Below are 18,697 nucleotides of genomic sequence, written 5' to 3'. Positions count from 1 at the left end.
AATTCCCGCAACAACTTTTCTTTCGTTCTTTTAGCTAATCTACTATTCATCATACACCATAATGAAGTTAGACCTTTTATGAATGGACCATTTTAATTTATTTGTTCAAATGCACAAAAAAAACAGGCAAATCCCCGCCGCAATTAATATTAATGAATAAAGGGACGGTTCTCTTGTTCATTTGTTTCGCGAAACAAATGAAACAAGAGAACCGTCCCCGTGTTTCACTTTTCATTCAATGCCATAGCTTCTTTTATTAAATCTGTAAAAATATCTGGCTGAATCTCTTCCATCTTCTTTATTCTAAAATATCTCAATGCCTTTCCTTGCCCTTGTAATAAGTTGTTAGTGTCTTTGACTTCTAGTTCATAGCCTTTGTGAAAACCAAGATTAACATGTTTTTTGGCAGCCTGCAGATAACAGACTAATCCATTATAGGAGTAATTAGGCATCGACCATTTAAACTCTTCAATCAGGTTTGGGGATGTTTGAAGAATGATTTTTCTTAAAGCGACGGTAATCTCTTGAATATCCTCTTGCAAACCTAAAATATATCGATCAACCTCTTCAATCGTTCTGACTTTTTCAACCATATAAGATCACCTTCCGTTCCAAAGTCTTTACTTGAATGCACGCATTTCTCCAAATAGTTTTTTAATGCATCCAAATCTTTCGCACACGCTTTTTTGAACATGCCTGCCATCATTTTACTAAATATTAGTTGTGAGACAAAGGGACGGTTCCTTAAACTGTAAAAACAGGTAATTTCTCTAAAAATAGAATGTCATTCCGTTCTGCTGCATCGCCTTCTGCTAGAATTGCAGCTTTGGCGACAACCATTCCGCCGGCTTTTGTTACTAATTCTTCTAATGCTTTGATAGATTCCCCGGTACTAATCACATCATCAATTAAAGCTACCCTTTTTCCTTTTATGACATCCGCATCTTTTCTATCAAGGCATAGCAATTGCTCTTTTTGTGTTGTAATGGAAACGACTTGATTGACTAGAGGCTCTTCCATATATGGTTTCACACTTTTGCGGGCAACGATATATTGTTTCATATTTAATTGCTTGGACAATTCATACACTAACGGAATTCCTTTGGCTTCTGCCGTTACTAAATAATCGACCTCTGTTAATTTTTCTGCCAGTAATGGAGCGGCCGCTGAAACAATTTCTGCATCACCTAAAATAACAAAACTTGCGATTTTCAATTGGTCTGAAATAGGGATAATGGGTAACTCCCTTTTTATGCCTGCAACCATTAACGGATAAGTTTCCAAAATGACACACTCCTTTTTCTTAAACTCCAAAGATTCCTAGTAAAAATTCCATCATGACCCCTGCTAATAACCCAAAGAATGGATCAACAATGGCAGTAATGATAATTGTCACAGCGGCCACAATTTGCGAACCCGGTTCTGCAGCGGTTAGAGCAGCTGTTGCATTCCCAGACAGTGTAACAATGGCACCCAGTACAAAAAGGAAACCGGCAATAGAAGAACTTGGTACGTATTTTCCGATTTTCGGTAAAAGTTTAAAGAGTAAGATACCAGCCATAATCGCCATCGTTAAAACCCCTGCCCAAACGGCGTGAGGCGCAGATGCTGTAGCTGAAATAATGACTTCTACCGGGCCTCCGCCAAACAAGGAAGAAGCCATGTCAGCTAAACTGCTGATAATGGTTAGGGTGTCAATATTTACTTCCTCACCTGCAATTTCACCATTGATTTTTCCAAAAGCAATATTCGCGCCAATATTTAAACAAACGAGTGCTAATGCTCCGCGAATAACAGCTGCATTGATAACAAATTTTTGTAATTTAAACTTATCTTCTGAAATGTTTTTAGAAACCGTTTCATTTTCTTTTTTTATAAAATTATAAACTACACTTGAAAGGATCACCGAAATCGTGATTGTATACACTAAATCCTTGGTTATTACATATGTCAATAAGGCACTGGCAAAAGAGGTCACCCCTATAATCCGATCATTCTTCGCCATATCCCATGCGATCTTTGCAAGCATGAAGCCAACACCGGCCATCATCCCATTGGTAATGACAGGACCAATCCATTCAACGATTTGTTCCATTACGCCAAATAAACTGATAATTACTAATATCAATGCACCAAAGAAAATTGAAGAAAGGCGGTCCCGCATATTTTTGCCCATCGTTCCGGCAACCGCAATCGTTTCTGCCTGGAATGAAATAACGGCTACATTACTTGTTAAGCTATTACCTACTGCACCAACCATAAATGCAAGGGCGGTCGGTACAGAAGCAAACCCAAACGAAAGGGCAAGTAACCCTTGAGGTAATCCGTTCAGTACAACACTGAATGCTGCTAGAATGTCTTTTAGTATATCTTCCATATCTTTTCTCCTTTTCTTCCCCTCATGTTGCCTCAATATGGAAAAAACCGTCCAGCATAAACTGAACGGTTTCTATTAACAGAATTTCCGTCCATAGTAGAGTGATTTACGGCCACTCTGTAGAGACTCCCAGACCATATTACCGGGATTATACGGGGTATTTTATCGAACAATGTCCTAATTATAATACATAATGTTCGTGTTTTAAACACTAAATTTAAATATATATAATAATAAATTTAGGAGAATACATAAAATACAAACATTGTAATTATCTTCATGATTCAGTTCAATATAAAAAAACAAAAACGCTCACAAACGTTTTTAAAAACAAAACATTTGTGAGCTTGTTTACCCTATCCTTATGTAATTATTTCATATGTTGTTCTTTGGCAGGGCCCTTGATGCCTGGCACATTCAATCCAGCTTGGCGAAGCAGCTCACAAACCTTATATGAAGATTTGTAAGCTCAAACGTCCTATTTTTTATTGAAGTTTATGGCCAAATCGCTACCAGACTCTGATTGGAGGTTATTAATCATTCTTTTTACTGTAAATAACCCTGACTTGTTCCCATGTCTCATTCCCAAATGTATCCTTCGACCAAATCATGATGATGTTTTCGCCATCCTCCAGACTAACATTCGTACTGAATGAACCATTTTTTACTTTCGCATCATTTCCATTCACACGTACAAAGTCTAAGTTATCATCTGTCACCTGTCCTATTAAAGTTACAGATTTCTTATGAGTTGTTTCACCATTAACTGGTGATTCAATGGTGATCACAGGTGCAATCGAATCAATCTGAACTGAAACCGTTTGGACCGTTTCATTTCCAGCTTTATCCCTTGCAGCAACTGCGATACTATTTTCTCCTTGTTCAAGTGTTATACTAGCTTCATAGATCCCGTTTACAAGAGTAGCTTCTGAACCGTTGATTATGACACCCTCAAGATTTTCTTCCTTTACCTGAGCCTGGACGGTTATAGATGTTGTATTAAACCGTTCCCCTTCCTGTGGTGAGTGGATGGATACGATAGGAGAGGTGCTGTCTAGCATAATCCTCACTTGATTGGATGGTCTTGTCAGTCCTTCTCCTTGAGCAGCTCGAGCTGTAATAGCATTTGGACCTTCTGTTAAGGAAATTTCCGCACTAAAGGTTCCGTCTTCTGCCGAAGAAACGACCGCTGCTTCTGAATCATTATTAAACAGATGAATTTCAGTATTAGGTTGTGCTTGACCACTGACAGTAAACGTTTTTTCAGCCGTATAGGTGAGGTTTGCAGGTGATGTAATCTCTGGTACGCTTTCATCATATGCTACTACTGCTCGTATCATATAGTTTCCATCGTTTGGTGAAGTCTGCTTCCAAACGCCATCAATATAGGAATAGTTTCTTCCCGATGACCCTGAGCTTGTATCCCGATTAATGGCTGGTATATATGGAAAGCCTTCTTTTTGAATATAAGCAAGATAAAAATCACCTGGAACAATAATTTCCTCGCCGCTTAAATCGATATATGTCCAATCTGTATGGGAACGAATAGCTTCGGCTTCAAATGGACCGGCAATTTTCTCACCCGGCAAACCATTTGGTCCAGTTGCATCGTACACCTCTACAAAAAATGCTGTTCCTCCAGGATCTGGACGATTTCCACCATCAAATTTATAGTAGCCTCCTGTTAAAACCGCGCGATTTTTCCCATCTGCAAGAGACATTTTCACTGCCCAGCCATTACCAGCGGTGTGAAAATAATTAAGTGTTCCCGCCGTTCCATCATCATAAGCGATTATTTCTGATGTACCTATAATTGGGGCTAATACAACATTCCGGACAATTTCTGCATCTCCTTCGACTATCAGTTCTGCCGTATTTGGATAATGCATTGGATGGGATGCTTTTAACGTATACGTTCCTTCAAAAGCTGTTAAACGAAATGATCCATCTGCACTTGTCTCTACTGGTTCGATATTGGCATCCTCAACAAGATAGACTCTCGCTCCTTCAACAGGTTCACCTGTTAATTCATCTGTGATAACACCGGTGATTATTCCTCTTGCTTTCTCCTGAAGGGTGAAGTTCAAAGAAACCTCTTCGTCATCTGCAATTACAGCCGTTTTCGTTTGAGAATGGTAGCCATATGACTCTGCAACTACATGATATTCCCCGGCAGGGTTTCGCAAAGTATAACTTCCATTTTGCGGATTGGTTACTGTTGACCGTCCAGTTTCCAATACACTTACTTGCGCGTCAATTGGCAATAATGATAAAGTGTTGTCCGTTTCCATATCTATATCTACAACTGCAATATCTGCAGTATGGATAGTTGCTGGGTCTGCACTTGTATTCACGATTGCCCCATTTGCTGTTGCACTTAATGCAACATCGTCAATATACCAGCCAGGTCTTCCTGTACTCAAATCTGAATAGGTATAAAATCCAATAAAAATTCCTTGGCCCGCATATTGCGAAAGATCGACTGATGTATCAACCCAGCCTCCTGAATCTCCTTTGACCATTAAAAGCTCCGTCCAATCTTGACCGTTGGTTGACACCATGACATATCCATAATCATAAGCAGTACCTGTATAGGCTGACTGTTCAAAGCTATGCCATTGTTTAAATTGTAAGGAAGCTTGCCCATCAGGTAAGACAATTGCCGGCATGACGAGCATTTCTCTCATTCCGTTCGAATAATTTCCTTCTAGGTTCGTAGCATATACCTTTTCACCTGATGCCGCCTCATTAGGACCTGAAGTTGGAATTCCCCATTCCCAATTTGGATTTTCACCGACAATCGTCCAGCCCGCGGGTTCTGTTTCAAAATCTTCAAAGTAACCAATTGTTAAGCTTTCTATTACGGATACTAAATATTCTTCACTAGTCACGGTATTTCCAGCATAGTCGGAAATGATCCATTGATAGGTTAGCGTTCCAGCTTCGGCAACGCCTGCTGGAATAGTAGCGAGGTATTCTCCATTTAAATAATTTCCAGAAATACGATCCGCAGAAACATGATTCCACTCCCCATCATTCAATTTATAGGCTAACTCGACAGATTCAACACTGATATTATCACTCGCTTGAACAGTAAGATCGATTTGTAATCCTTCAGATACCTCAGAGATAGGCGTATGTGAGTAAACAGGGCTTTGCGCGTCTTCACCTTCAACCGTTACATTCCCTGTAATCATTCCCATCCCTTGTGTTTCTGACAATACGGCATCATAGACGTTCAGCAGGCCATGCCCATAGCCGTGATTAGGTGACTCTAGAAAATCTCGATCGGTTAATGGGATAGCCGTTTCGATTAAAATTTGCTCGATTTCATCTACTGTTAGATTGGCGTTGGCCTGGCGCAGTAAAGCAACCGCTCCGGCAACATGTGGCGCTGCCATTGAGGTACCGCTTTTGTCTCCATATCCTCCATCTGGTAAGGTCGAGCGAATTTTAACCCCAGGTGCTGTCAATTCAGGCTTAATTTCACCGTATGGGGATGGACCTTGGAATGAAAAATCAGCTATTTGATTCTCTTTATCGACTGCACCAACAGCAAAAGATTCTGGATAATTGGCTGGGCTTGCAATCGTACCAGGTCCGTTAGGGATTAAAATTGATGCATTTCCCGCTGCAAATACTGGGAATATCCCATATGCTCTCCAAGTCTGAACGACTTCTAAAAACCACTCATTGATACCTGGGCCGCCGCTCCAGGAATTATTCACGACATCTGGAGCCATATCAACTCTGCCTCCAGGTGCCATCATCCATTGGGCAGCCTCTAAAATATCAGAATCTGTACCATTCCCATTTGCATCAAATGCTTTCGCGGCAATCCACTTTGCTCCTGGAGCAACACCGATTTTGTTCGTTCCTTCAGGCTCGCTTCCAACCATTGTCCCTGTAACATGGGTTCCATGTCCGTTATCATCATAGCTTTCTGCTTGTCCAGCTACCGCATCAAAAAAGCTATACTGATGTTCCACCGTGCCCTCTGCAGCGTTATAGCCGCGGTATTTTTCTTTTAAGGCTGGGTGGTCCCATCGCACACCTGAATCAATGCTTGCCACTACTGTTCCTGTTCCATCGATTCCCAACTCCCATGCTTGGGGTGCTAATACTTGACTGACATTCCATTGTACATTCTCATCACTCGAGGTGTTCGTCAAGTCAGTGTCTTTCACCAAATGACGTACTTCATCTAAATAGATTTTTTTCACTTCCTTAAAGGAAGCAATCTTTTCGATGACTTCCTTTGAACCTGTGAAGGAAATGGCATTAATAACATGATAGGATTTGTACTTCTTAACGTTCCCCTTTTGTTTTTCTTGCTTTAATAGTTCTAGTAAAGGCTCTTGTGTTTGATGAGCGTTTGCCTTCAATTCCGTCAAAATTTCAGAACGTACCATATGCTTCTTGTTTAATCCTAGTGCTTTTTTCTCACTTGCATTTTTATTCGCCTGTTTCATGATGGCAGAAGCATCGATTTGGTCATTCAAAATAATTAATAGAGATACTTCCTCATTAGTTTCCATTTGTTGTTTAACTTTGCTGTCAATTTTATTTGTCGATGCTTGCTGTAAGCTATCTTCCATGCTTTTGTGTTGAGTTTCTGCTATAGCTGCTGGTGATAAAAACGTACTTAAAACTAAAATCACTGTCGAAAGAAGAAATAATATGCGTCTTAAACCCCTTTTCAATGAACACCCCTCCAGAATCGTATTTTAATAGGATAGTAATTATTGGAAACTATCAAATTAGTAATAGATTACACAAAGGGTAGCAAGAAACTTGTCGGTATTTGCTGAAAATTTATGGGGAATAGGGGCTATTTTTTCGACTTTTGCGGGAGGTGGTTGATGGGGTAATGATGAAACTTATTTTTATAACAAGGTATTAGTGATTGAGAGGTTTGGATAAAGTAGTATCCTCGTTTTTCTTAATAGCCCCACAACCGATATTAGAAAGATACATTGATGATGTGATTAACAGCGGTTATGGCGAAATATGTGTATCGGTAAAATCTTTATAGATTGATTAGAAAGATAGAGAGTACATTAAACCATTAGAATTAGAAAAAATGTTCGTATAAACTAAAAGGCGAAAAAATGTAGCCCCTTCACTTGGACAAGTATCGATATGAAGGAGCTACTTCCTTTAAAATTAAAGTCTACAATAAAATCATATGCCTATTTCCCGCATTTTTACCATTACTTTCTCGACCCTGCCATCCGTATCCGTCCCGTCATACTTCAGAAGCTTCAATTCGCTTTCAATTTTGCCGTCACGCATGAACATAATACGGTCTGTCCGCGCCGCAACCTTTGCGTCGTGAGTTACAAGCATTACAGCAGTACCGTCCGTGTTAATTTCGGAAAATATGTCCATAATCTCCTGCGCAGATTTTGAGTTGAGCGCACCCGTCGGCTCGTCGCCGAAGATGATTTTTGGGCTGTTCATAAGTGCGCGGCATATTCCTGCACGCTGAAGCTGACCTCCCGAAACCTGTGTAATATCTCGCTTTTCAAGCTCTGCAATGCCTACCCTTTTCATAAGCGCTCTTGCCTTCTCCGAAATTTTCCCGGTGTTTTTGTTGTCGCGCATGGATGGAAGAATGATGTTGTCAAGGATATTCAAATTTTTCAGCATAGTCGGCTGCTGAAAAACAAATCCCATTTTTGTTCTGCGTATATCTGAAAGTTCCTTCTCCCCGACCGCCGATAAATCTCTGCTGTCAAAAACGACCTTTCCGCTATTAACGCCATCCATGCCGCTTAGTGCAAACAACAGTGTCGATTTTCCCGAGCCAGAAGGTCCCATAACCGCAACGAACTCGCCCTCGTTTATTTCAACGGATACTCCGTCCAGAACATTGCGCTTTTCCTCGCCCTCACCGTAAGATTTTACAAGATGATCGCCGATAATAATCTTCTTCATATGCCTACTCCTTTATGTTTTCGGATATTTTTATTTTTCCTGCGCCCGATGTGCCGATCATTGTTGCAATAAGTACCGCGCCGATCATTAGCAGCGGACTAAGCAGATATGCCCATAACGGATTGACCGCAAAATTAAACGTCGATGCTCCAAACGAGGAGATCATTAAACCGGCCAGCATTTCTCCAAGAGTGTTCGCTAGTAGTGTACCGAGCACAATTCCAACAATCAGAACGAAAACCGAACGAGAAACAAACTGTTTTTTTAGATCCGAGTTTGTGAAGCCGAAAGCTTTCATTACTGCAATCGAATATCTATCTTTTGCAACAAGCATTTTCATAAATAACAGTGTAACGAGTACTGTAATAACCAGCGCAACGGCCATTGAGGCATAGGATGCCGTTTCGACGGAGCTAATCGTTGAGCCTAAAGTCTGTTTCACAAATTCATCAATGTCGGTCACCTTTGCAAAATCAAATCTGTCCGTATATTCTGATACCTTACTGTCGACAAGGGACTTATCCGAAAGTTCAGCGGGGACAATGGTCCACATAATGTCCGCCGAATTGTCGGTGAAAACAGCCTTTGCCGTTTTGCCGCCGTTCGTAACGTCGGAATATATTCCGCTTACCGTGAGATCTTTCTCCTCCCCTCCAATCATCAGCGTAAGATAATCGCCGACCTTTTTGCTCATCTCATCTGCGTTTATAGTCGAAAGCGCAATTTCATGATCTCTGGCGGGTGCTCTTCCCTCGGAATATTCTATCGGAAATACTGAATGATCACCGAGTTCAATTTTAATATTTTCCTCTGACCCGTCCGCGCGCTTGACTTTAAATGTTTTAGTTGTAAGCGCGGCTACCTTTGCAATAGAGCTGTCGCTGTTCAGCGTCTGTACAATTTCAGCTGCTTTTTCATGGTTTTGGTTGGTCTGTATACGCAAATCGTAGTTTCCTATCCCCATATATTGGATGAAGCTTTTTGAAGAAATTGTATTTTACAGGTTCTGCGGAACAATCATAATAAATGACGAAATTACCAGTACCACAAGCATTGTGGTGTAAAGTCTTTTCCTTGCCAGAACATCTTTGATACCGAGAAAAATATACGTGGTAAATAATCTGTTTCCATTCAGTGTAAAACGCTTTGCTCCAGCTTTTTTTTCCTGTGAAGTGCCAAAGCGTATGGCTTCAGCAGCTGAAATTTTACGGAAGCGATTCAACATTCCGCTTACATATGCAAGAATTACAACAAATACAAGTAATATACCAATGATTCCTAAACTTAAGGCAAAAGAAGAATTTTCGCTTTCACCCATATATAGCCGAATATTTTCTAGTAGCATGTCTTGGAACATCAGTGAAAGAATATACCCAAGAATACTGCCTGCAGCCGCAATCACTGCATATTTCGCAAGATAAATCTTCTTTATGTCGGAAACACGTAGTCCGATTGCCTTCATAACGCCAATTTCACGGTAGTCCTCTTCGATTTTCGCAAGGAGCGTAAAGCGGATGCACATCAATGCAATTGTAACGACAAGTGCGCTTACAAGAAGGATAATCGCAATCATCATCCCGTCGGAAATTGCATTCATCATTTTAAAAAGTGTATATGTAACCGTTGGTCCGTTCGCTTCAAGTCCTGCGGAGGCATAAGCGGTTTCAAATGCGCCTATCGCCGAAAAATCCTTTAATCTAAACTCAATCAGATACTCCGTACTTCCAAGTTTTTTTAATTCTACGTAATCATTTTCACTGACAAGAAATCTCTTAGAGGCAGAAAGCGAAGAATTCATTAGTGAATCGCGCAGAAATCCTGCAACAGTAAATTCCTTCCCGCTAATTACGGCCTTGTCACCGACCTTTGTGATGTTATCCTTCATATAGCTTACTGGGACATACAGCTCGCCGTCGGATACGTTGATGATGTTTCCATCAAGATCAAAAAGATAATCAAATTTTTCACTCTGAACGCTGAAACCATTATCCTGGACACTATCGATAAGCGATTGATCACCTAAAATAATCTTTGCACCGTCGATGTTGAGAAATTCAACTACCTGAAATTCATCGACGTTCGGATTCTTCTCCGCAAAAGCCTCAAGCCGTGCAGTATTAATTTCACCTGAATGCATCTGCATAAAATGCGGAGTTTCTGCTTTCGTCATAATTGTATCTAGCGCCCCAGTTAGATTGACGGTGAGTATCGCCGCAAGGGAAACAAGCATAGCTGCAGCAGCGACAAAAATCGTTGTTGTCAACGTAATTACTTTGCTCTTTATAATGTCATTGCGGATTATTCTGTTATACATAAGTCACCTCTGGTTTCTCCCGAATTATTCATTGCTTTCTCCATTTTCGCTCCCAAATAATTGCATAATGGACATGAGACTTCCGCTTTTGGCACCGAGCAGCCTTTCTGTGTTAAAAATAAACGCCTGTATGCGTGAAGTGCGATCCTCGTCCTTCATTTCAACCAAATTTTCATCAAAAACGGCATTCGCATATACCACAACCATTTCCATACATTCATACGGGAACGGTGTGTTGAACAGACCCTGTTCAATCCCCTCCCGGATGATTCCCGTCAGTATCGGCGTAACGCCGCAAACGATGACCTTTTGAATTTTCTGATGCATTAGCGCGTTCTGCGGCTTGTGAATATGCTCCATTATCTCTTTGCTGCTTGCACCACTTAAGTTCATTGCCATTACAACCCGAATAATCCGCTCAATTAAGGGGATCCTCTTGTCTACGGCAATTTCCTGCGCCGCGCCTAAAAGACGGCCATTATACCGCTCAATCAGCGCGTCCATAATATCCTCCTTCGACTTGAAGTGATAATAGAGAGTTCCCCGCGCAATTCCGACCTTTTCGATAATATCTTTTGTACTTGTGCCGTCAAAGCCCTTCTGACCGAAAAGCTCATCAGCCGCGTCAAGTATTTCGTTTCTGCGTTCCTCGGCTTCTTTTACAACTCTCATTTTTTACACCTTCTTTTAATCGACTGACTGCCTGTCGGTAATACAATATCATTCATTTTTGAATTGCTTTCGAGATTTTTGTAAATATTTGCTGGTTTCTAATTTACGATTGTCCCTACTAAATTAATTTGAGAGAACCCATTAATATCAATGGATAAACATAAATTCTTTAGAAATCCTTGTGTAAAAAATGTGTAAAATTTAAACCCTACCTTATTCATCCTTTTTCTCAAAAAAAACACTCACAAATATTGATATATCAACATTTGTGAGTGTTTTATCGTTTTTTAAATAAACAGCTATTAGAATGGAGTTTTATTGATATCCAATTAGCAAAAAAAATTGGGAAGAAGCATTTTATATAATAAAAAGTAACTTATTCTTTTACTTCCTTAAATGTTCAGTTAAAATGTGCTGCAATTTTCTGAAAGAGCATCATTTTTGTGTCCCTTTTTATTTCGCGTTCTCATCCGGCTGATGAATACCAAATATATTTCCTTCAGTATCCATATAATATCCCTGCCACGCCATACCAGGCAGAGCATATTTTGGCATAGCAACCTTGCCGCCATTATTCAAAATCTTAGCCTCAGTAGAATCGTAATCTGCCACTCCCATTGTACAAGCATAGCCATTAATCGCCTGATTTGGTTCCGGAGCAGCACTTTGGCGCTGCATCAAAGCTCCGTTGATGCCAGGCTGATTTGCATCGCCAGTCACAGCCCCAAAATAAGGCATTCCCGCATATTCACTCCAATCTTCAAATGTCCATCCAAATACTTCTCCATAAAACTTCTTAGCCCGCTCCATGTCATCAACATGAATTTCAAAATGTACTGGTCTCCCCATGATTTCCTCCTCATATTTTCATCATTTTTTAATTGTTGTTGAATCTCGGATATGAATTTATCACCAACTACTATTTCTACAAAAAAGTTATATTTCCTTTTTTGAGACAGGGGTGATGAGACAGGGGGACGGTTCTTCCGTTTCATTCGTTTCGCGAAACGAATGAAACGGAAGAACCGTCCCTGTGTTTCACATAGAAATCGAAGAAATCGTGAAGACTAAATCACGAATAAAAATGATGAATCTCGAAGGTGAAATGATAATGCGTTTTCGCTCGATTTTTATAATATTTCTTTCCATCCTTTTAATGAGCTGCTCTTTTAATAGTGATAATCATGAAGTGAAAGATAACCCTATCGCCATTCAAATGAAAAACCAAACCTCACCTAAAATCGTTTTTCTTACCATCGATTCATTAATGGATGAACCTTTAAAAAAAGCGATTCAAGAAAATAAAGCTCCAGCCCTGGAATTTTTTATAAAAAATGGCCAATATCATAAAAACTTAATCAGTTCCTATCCAACGATGTCTGTTACAATTGATAGCTCTTTAATAACAGGGACTTATCCCGAACAACATAAAATCCCTGGTCTTGTCTGGTATGACGAAGATGAAAAGCGCATCATCAATTACGGTAATGGTTGGTTCGAAATATTAAAGATTGGGGCTACACAATTTGCAGAAGATGCCTTATATCAATTTAATAATATCGATCTAAGCCCACAAGTGGAAACCCTTCATGAAGTATTAGATAAAAGAGGGAAAGTAACAGCTTCGATTAACGCAATCATTTACCGCGGAAATTACGAACATACTCTTAACATCCCAAAGATAATATCAAAACCTACTGGTTTGCCGGATCAATACAATACCTTTGGCCCAAAGATATTGTCATTGGGCGCTTTTATTCGTCAAGACGAAAATAATTTACATTTATTAAATCGATTAGGACTTAATGATGCATTTTCAGCTCAAGAATTAAAATATATGTTGGAGAATGACACTCTCCCTGATTTTACGATCCTATACTTTCCTGGAAATGATAACACCGTTCATAAAAAGGGACCTATGACGACGAAAGGTATTGAGGAAGTTGATAAACAATTACAGGAAGTATTAAATGTATTTCCAAGCTGGAAGAATGCTCTTGATCACATAGTATGGATTATCATTGGAGATAGCGAGCAGTCAAAAGTTAAAAGAGACAAAGAGAACGCATTAATTGATCTAAGAGAGGTTCTTTCGGACTACCACATATTAAAACTTAATGAGTCAGTTAGTAAAGAAGATGAACTTGTTATTACAGCCAATGAGCGAATGGCATATATATACAAGATTAGTAAGGATATTTCTCTGCAAGATGTGATTAGTAAGCTGCAAAAAGATGAGCGTATCGCATGGATTGCATGGAAGGAAAACGACATGATGCAAGTGAAATCAGGAAATCTGGACGGAGTTTTTCAATTTAAAAAAGAAGGCGATTTTAAAGATGCTTATAATCAGACTTGGTTTATTAAAGGAAATCGCTCCATACTTGATCTGACTATTAATCAAAATCAAATTGAATATGGAGATTATCCCGATGCATTAGCAAGACTTTATGGTGCATTACATTCACATAAAGGAGATTTTTTAATAGTGGATGCCAAGCCTGGTTACGAATTTATTGGAGAAAGTTCTCCTCAACATACAGGTGGAGGTGCCCATGGTTCGCTGCATAAAGATGATTCTCTCGCACCAATAATCGTAACTGGAACCAATAAAAGCATCGATCACATACGTATTGTAGATTTAAAAAAATGGATATTAGACCTTTTAAGATGAGGTTGAAACAAAGGGACGGTTCTCGTGTTTCATTTGTTTTGCGAAATCCGGTTATGCAAAGCTTTTATCCAATCGAGTTCTTAGTTTGGGGCGGTATATGAATGAGAAAAATATTGTATTTTTTATTAATGTATGGATTGATCCTTTTAACTGCCTTTTATTATAGAGATTTTTTATTAGACTGGCTTCAGGACAGTGATTTTTCACATCTTCCTTTGATGTTTTTTCTGGCGGTTTTATTTAGTATCATTCCCATTGTCCCATTTACCATATTTGCTGGAATGATGGGAATGAAATATGGGGTTTGGATTGGCGGTGTCATTAACTGGTTCGGCACCGTAGGAGCTGCCGTTATCTTTTTTTTACTGGCACGATATTTTTTTGTTCATGAATTTAAACAATATGTAAGCCGCTTTAAAGGTTATGAAAAGTGGAACAGTATCATTACTAAGAATAGTTTTATTACCGTATTGTTTGCACGTCTGATTTTTATTGTCCCTGCCCCCGTCATCAACATTGGTTCCGGACTAAGCCCGATTCCATTTAAAATCTATTTTCTCGCAACAGCCATTGGTGAACTTCCTTCGATGATTATTTACGCCTTTTTAGGAAATCAGTTATTCACTTCCATTCAAACCTTTATGTATGGTCTTTCTTTATATTTAGGATTTGTTTTAATCATTTGGCTCATCTACCGCAGATGGCTTAAACAGAAGTCGAAGGTTATCGTATGAAACAAAGGGACGGTTCTCTTGTTTCGCGAAACAAGAGAACCGTCCCCCCGTTACATCAAACTACAAAAAAGGTAGGCGAATCAAAATGGAAAAGGAACATCATATTCGTTTAACATCAGCAGAACTTTCAAGTCTTTGGACAACATTTTTAGCTGATAGTTTGTCTATATGTATGTTAAAGTATTTTCTTGAAAAAGTGGACGATACAGAAATAAAGCCTATCATTGAACATGCATTGAGACTTTCAAACGACCATATAGAAATTATGAAAGAAATGTTTAAGGATGAAAGGATTCCCATACCTAAAGGATTTACAGATGAAGATGTTAATCCAAATGCCCCGCGACTATTTCAAGATACGCTCTTTTTAAATTATATAAAACACATGACGAAAGGTGGATTGGCCACATATGGGGCAATCCTGCCCAACATAGTAAGAAAAGATGTGAGAGAATTCTTTTCTAGTTGTCTTGTGTCAACTACTGAGTTATATAATGAGGCAACATCGCTTTTATTATCAAAAGGAATTGAAGTACGTCCTCCATATATCCCTTACCAAACAGAAGTGGATTTTGTCAATAAACAAAGTTTTTTAGCTGGTTGGTTTGGCGAACAAAGACCTTTAACAGGAATTGAAATAATGAATTTTTACGCTAATGTTCAGACTAACAAAATCGGAGAAGCCATAACGATTGGGTTTGGACAAGTTGCAAAATCTAAAAAAGTTAGGGATTACATGCAGCGAGGCAAAGAAATAGCAAAAAAACATATGAAAGTCTTCGCAAAATATTTAAGTGAATATGATCTTCCTGTACCTATGACCTGGGACCACGAAGTAGCAAATGTGACTGAACCACCCTTTTCAGATAAGCTAATGATGTTTCATATCAGTTTATTAAATGCTTCTGGGATGGGAAATTATGGGGCAGCTATATCCATGAGTCAAAGGCGAGACATAGCTGCTAATTATGCTCGACTTACAGCTGAAGTTGGACAGTACGCCGAAGATGGTATGAACATAATGATTGATAATGGATGGTTAGAGCGGCCGCCTCATGCTGCAGACAGGGGGCAGTTAATCAAACATAGAAAAAACTAAGCACTTGCTAATTTAACAAGTGCTTTTTTCTTATTGACGCTGTAAATGTTTCTTCGTCGGTTTCCTCTCGAAGTTCGTTTGTTGAAACGAATGAAACACAAGAACCGTCCCCATACTTCAAAAGCCCTGACTTTTTTCCGCAGCTATGGCATCTGCTTTAGATTCATGAACAGTTCCAAATGGATGCTGAGGCGGTGCGTAGATAGAATATAGTTTTAGTGGCGTATTACCCGTATTGATTAAATTATGCCATGTTCCAGCAGGAATCAGAATGGCATAATCATCATAAACTCTTCGTTGAAAATCTATTCGATCTCTCCTTTTCCCCATTTGAACAAGTCCTTGTCCTTCTTCAACACGAAGGAATTGATCGACGTTCGGATGGATTTCTAGCCCGATGTCTTCTCCTGCATTGATACTCATCAAAGTAAGTTGTAAATGTTCTCCTGTCCATAAAGCCGTCCGGAAAGTGTTGTTTTGCTTAGTTGCTTCATTAATGTTAATAACAAAAGGCTTTGATCCATAATCTTTTAATCTGTTGATTCCATAATAGTTCCCGTAATTTTGGTCCAACTGATAATACGCTGAATTCCGGTAGTTATTGCAATTAAAATTATGTGGATTCCAACTGTTAACCCAGCTGTTGTGATGTATAGGAATATAACAGTGATGATAGTGGTATGAATTTAAGTACATATTCATTCTCCTTTTCATAAACCCATAATGTCTTATATCCTATGCATTTGTCTATGTTGGAGAAAACAGTGTGTGGAAAATTGGGCAAAAGTCATATTGCTGAAAAGAGACAAAGGAAAGAGACAAAGGGACGGTTCTTCTGTTTCAAATAAAAAGTTTATTAATAAAACAAAAAAAGATTTCCCATTCAGGGAAACCTTTTTAGATTCAATATCCAATTCCTCGATACCGGTGGTCGGGGTCGAACCGACACTCCTTACGGAACACGATTTTGAGTCGTGCGCGTCTGCCAATTCCGCCACACCGGCATACTATGGAGGCGCCAACCGGATTCGAACCGGTGATAAAGGTTTTGCAGACCTCTGCCTTACCACTTGGCTATGGCGCCATTTATTAGAGTAGTTTGGAGCGGAAGACGGGATTCGAACCCGCGACCCCCACCTTGGCAAGGTGGTGTTCTACCACTGAACTACTTCCGCAAAGCTGGGCTAGCAGGATTCGAACCTACGAATGACGGAGTCAAAGTCCGTTGCCTTACCGCTTGGCTATAGCCCAATAATAACATATGAAGTAGGATACTAAAATGTGAAAAATGGGGCGGCTGATGGGAATCGAACCCACGAATGTCGGAACCACAATCCGATGCGTTAACCACTTCGCCACAGCCGCCATCACATGAAAATGGCAGGGGCAGTAGGAATCGAACCCACACCGGAGGTTTTGGAGACCTCTGTTCTACCGTTAAACTATGCCCCTGTGATCAATGGTGGAGGGGGACGGATTCGAACCGCCGAACCCAGAGGGAGCGGATTTACAGTCCGCCGCGTTTAGCCACTTCGCTACCCCTCCACGATCCATATAAAATTAGTACCAAGAAAAAATGGTGCCGGCGAGAGGACTTGAACCCCCAACCTACTGATTACAAGTCAGTTGCTCTACCAATTGAGCTACACCGGCAAGATAATTATTATACTATATCTCCACTACTCTTTCTAGAGGTAATGGATTCCAGATTTACAATGGTGGCTCAGGACGGAATCGAACCGCCGACACAAGGATTTTCAGTCCTTTGCTCTACCGACTGAGCTACTGAGCCAATTAAAGAATTATCACTTATCCATTTTTCTGCTAGTCCTTCACCCAAGTCTCAGTAAGTTGTTGCAAGAAGCAGCTCGACTTGTGTGCTGTTGTAATGCTTCGTAGCTAATTCGGACGTGCTCTACCGACTGAGCTACTGAGCCTTCATTATAAATGGCGGTCCGGACGGGACTCGAACCCGCGACCTCCTGCGTGACAGGCAGGCATTCTAACCAACTGAACTACCGGACCATTTTTTATTGGTTGCGGGGGCAGGATTTGAACCTGCGACCTTCGGGTTATGAGCCCGACGAGCTACCGGACTGCTCCACCCCGCGGTAATAAAAATATTTAAGTTTTTCAACTCATACACTAAGAAAATTAGTGGTGGAGGATGACGGGATCGAACCGCCGACCCCCTGCTTGTAAGGCAGGTGCTCTCCCAGCTGAGCTAATCCTCCAAACTTGAGCTTCCGAACTTCAAAAAAATAAATGGTGACCCGTACGGGATTCGAACCCGTGTTACCGCCGTGAAAGGGCGGTGTCTTAACCGCTTGACCAACGGGCCATATGTATGATGGCGGAGAGCAAGGGATTTGAACCCTTGAGACAGGTTTTGCCCGCCTACACGATTTCCAATCGTGCTCCTTCGGCCACTCGGACAGCTCTCCTTATGGCTCCGCAGGTAGGATTCGAACCTACGACCGTTCGGTTAACAGCCGAATGCTCTACCACTGAGCTACTGCGGAATATAAAGCCTGGCAACGTCCTACTCTCGCAGGGGGAGAGCCCCCAACTACCATTGGCGCTGAGAAGCTTAACTTCCGTGTTCGGGATGAGAACGGGTGTGACCTTCTCGCCATAATTACCAGACCGGTTATAGCTGAAAAAATAAAGACAAATTCTATTATAATGGGTTTCTTGAAATTTTCAAGAACTATTTTGGAGAACTTCGCTCTCTCAAAACTAGATAACGACTAAAGAATGAATCTGTAAGGACCGAATCACCATAAATTTTTGGTTAAGTCCTCGATCGATTAGTATCTGTCAGCTCCACACGTCACCGTGCTTCCACCTCAGACCTATCTACCTTGTCATCTTCAAGGGATCTTAC

General features: G+C 40.3%; 11 protein-coding genes, 15 tRNA genes, 2 rRNA genes, 1 pseudogene and 1 riboswitch. Of the genes and pseudogenes, 3 read left to right on the top strand and 26 right to left on the bottom strand.

The annotated features are described in order from the left end of the window. Positions 1-224 precede the first annotated feature (224 nt). The 8 genes and pseudogenes from CRO56_RS07375 to CRO56_RS07340 form a co-directional block, all read right to left on the bottom strand. Positions 225-593: a DUF1801 domain-containing protein gene (locus CRO56_RS07375; RefSeq protein ID WP_097157980.1), complete on the bottom strand. Its 369-nt coding sequence runs from the start codon at positions 591-593 to the stop codon at positions 225-227. Positions 594-744: 151 nt separating this feature from the next. Then, positions 745-1,284 (bottom strand): phosphoribosyltransferase family protein, encoded by a 540-nt coding sequence (locus CRO56_RS07370; protein ID WP_179714205.1) that lies wholly within the window; start codon positions 1,282-1,284, stop codon positions 745-747. Positions 1,285-1,303: 19 nt separating this feature from the next. After that, entirely contained in the window at positions 1,304-2,377 is a 1,074-nt protein-coding gene (locus CRO56_RS07365; RefSeq protein ID WP_097157979.1) for a guanine permease, read from the bottom strand. Positions 2,378-2,451: 74 nt separating this feature from the next. Then, a riboswitch (purine riboswitch) is annotated at positions 2,452-2,553 on the bottom strand. A 357-nt stretch (positions 2,554-2,910) separates the two neighbouring features. Beyond that, positions 2,911-7,080: a S8 family serine peptidase gene (locus tag CRO56_RS07360; protein ID WP_097157978.1), complete on the bottom strand. Its 4,170-nt coding sequence runs from the start codon at positions 7,078-7,080 to the stop codon at positions 2,911-2,913. Between the two features lie 481 nt (positions 7,081-7,561). Next, positions 7,562-8,317 carry an ABC transporter ATP-binding protein gene (locus tag CRO56_RS07355; protein WP_097157977.1) on the bottom strand — a complete coding sequence of 252 codons (756 nt, stop codon included), beginning with the start codon at positions 8,315-8,317 and terminating at the stop codon, positions 7,562-7,564. Between the two features lie 4 nt (positions 8,318-8,321). Beyond that, positions 8,322-10,631: pseudogene (locus tag CRO56_RS07350) on the bottom strand (ABC transporter permease). Positions 10,632-10,655: 24 nt separating this feature from the next. Next, positions 10,656-11,303, bottom strand: a complete 648-nt coding sequence (locus CRO56_RS07345) for a TetR/AcrR family transcriptional regulator (RefSeq protein WP_097157976.1) — start codon at positions 11,301-11,303, stop codon at positions 10,656-10,658. Positions 11,304-11,756: 453 nt separating this feature from the next. After that, positions 11,757-12,152 carry a VOC family protein gene (locus CRO56_RS07340; RefSeq protein WP_097157975.1) on the bottom strand — a complete coding sequence of 132 codons (396 nt, stop codon included), beginning with the start codon at positions 12,150-12,152 and terminating at the stop codon, positions 11,757-11,759. A gap of 262 nt (positions 12,153-12,414) precedes the next feature. On the opposite strand from CRO56_RS07340, the gene CRO56_RS07335 reads away from it, so the two are divergent. The 3 genes from CRO56_RS07335 to CRO56_RS07325 all read left to right on the top strand — a co-directional run bounded on the left by CRO56_RS07335 (position 12,415) and on the right by CRO56_RS07325 (position 15,810). Continuing rightward, positions 12,415-13,977 (top strand): alkaline phosphatase family protein, encoded by a 1,563-nt coding sequence (locus tag CRO56_RS07335; protein WP_097157974.1) that lies wholly within the window; start codon positions 12,415-12,417, stop codon positions 13,975-13,977. A gap of 101 nt (positions 13,978-14,078) precedes the next feature. After that, complete coding sequence (locus CRO56_RS07330) at positions 14,079-14,711, top strand: TVP38/TMEM64 family protein (protein ID WP_097157973.1); 633 nt, start codon at positions 14,079-14,081, stop codon at positions 14,709-14,711. Positions 14,712-14,796: 85 nt separating this feature from the next. After that, positions 14,797-15,810: a DUF3231 family protein gene (locus CRO56_RS07325; RefSeq protein WP_097157972.1), complete on the top strand. Its 1,014-nt coding sequence runs from the start codon at positions 14,797-14,799 to the stop codon at positions 15,808-15,810. Positions 15,811-15,927: 117 nt separating this feature from the next. Here the strand turns inward: CRO56_RS07325 and CRO56_RS07320 are convergent, their stop codons facing one another. The 18 genes from CRO56_RS07320 to CRO56_RS07235 form a co-directional block, all read right to left on the bottom strand. Further along, positions 15,928-16,506 carry a cupin domain-containing protein gene (locus CRO56_RS07320; protein ID WP_097157971.1) on the bottom strand — a complete coding sequence of 193 codons (579 nt, stop codon included), beginning with the start codon at positions 16,504-16,506 and terminating at the stop codon, positions 15,928-15,930. A gap of 226 nt (positions 16,507-16,732) precedes the next feature. Continuing rightward, positions 16,733-16,814: transfer RNA gene (locus CRO56_RS07315), tRNA-Leu, on the bottom strand. Between the two features lie 6 nt (positions 16,815-16,820). Then, positions 16,821-16,894 (bottom strand) — tRNA-Cys (locus CRO56_RS07310). Positions 16,895-16,910: 16 nt separating this feature from the next. Then, positions 16,911-16,985 (bottom strand) — tRNA-Gly (locus CRO56_RS07305). Positions 16,986-16,989: 4 nt separating this feature from the next. Beyond that, positions 16,990-17,061 (bottom strand) — tRNA-Gln (locus CRO56_RS07300). A 38-nt stretch (positions 17,062-17,099) separates the two neighbouring features. After that, a tRNA-His gene (locus CRO56_RS07295) sits at positions 17,100-17,175 on the bottom strand. Positions 17,176-17,188: 13 nt separating this feature from the next. Beyond that, a tRNA-Trp gene (locus CRO56_RS07290) sits at positions 17,189-17,262 on the bottom strand. A gap of 8 nt (positions 17,263-17,270) precedes the next feature. Continuing rightward, positions 17,271-17,355: transfer RNA gene (locus tag CRO56_RS07285), tRNA-Tyr, on the bottom strand. A gap of 32 nt (positions 17,356-17,387) precedes the next feature. Next, positions 17,388-17,463: transfer RNA gene (locus CRO56_RS07280), tRNA-Thr, on the bottom strand. 63 nt (positions 17,464-17,526) lie between these two features. Further along, a tRNA-Phe gene (locus CRO56_RS07275) sits at positions 17,527-17,602 on the bottom strand. A gap of 156 nt (positions 17,603-17,758) precedes the next feature. Then, a tRNA-Asp gene (locus CRO56_RS07270) sits at positions 17,759-17,835 on the bottom strand. Between the two features lie 9 nt (positions 17,836-17,844). Continuing rightward, a tRNA-Met gene (locus CRO56_RS07265) sits at positions 17,845-17,921 on the bottom strand. Positions 17,922-17,968: 47 nt separating this feature from the next. Continuing rightward, positions 17,969-18,044 (bottom strand) — tRNA-Val (locus CRO56_RS07260). A gap of 32 nt (positions 18,045-18,076) precedes the next feature. Next, positions 18,077-18,151 (bottom strand) — tRNA-Glu (locus tag CRO56_RS07255). Between the two features lie 10 nt (positions 18,152-18,161). Continuing rightward, a tRNA-Ser gene (locus tag CRO56_RS07250) sits at positions 18,162-18,254 on the bottom strand. 3 nt (positions 18,255-18,257) lie between these two features. After that, positions 18,258-18,332: transfer RNA gene (locus CRO56_RS07245), tRNA-Asn, on the bottom strand. A gap of 7 nt (positions 18,333-18,339) precedes the next feature. Continuing rightward, positions 18,340-18,456, bottom strand: a 5S ribosomal RNA gene (rrf, locus tag CRO56_RS07240). A 144-nt stretch (positions 18,457-18,600) separates the two neighbouring features. Next, positions 18,601-18,697, bottom strand: a 23S ribosomal RNA gene (locus CRO56_RS07235); the annotation flags it as partial.

The sequence above is a fragment of the Bacillus oleivorans genome, from assembly GCF_900207585.1.
Taxonomy (GTDB): domain Bacteria; phylum Bacillota; class Bacilli; order Bacillales; family JC228; genus Bacillus_BF; species Bacillus_BF oleivorans.
Note: the sequence above shows the minus strand (reverse complement) of the source record. Positions and strands in the feature narration are given on the sequence as shown.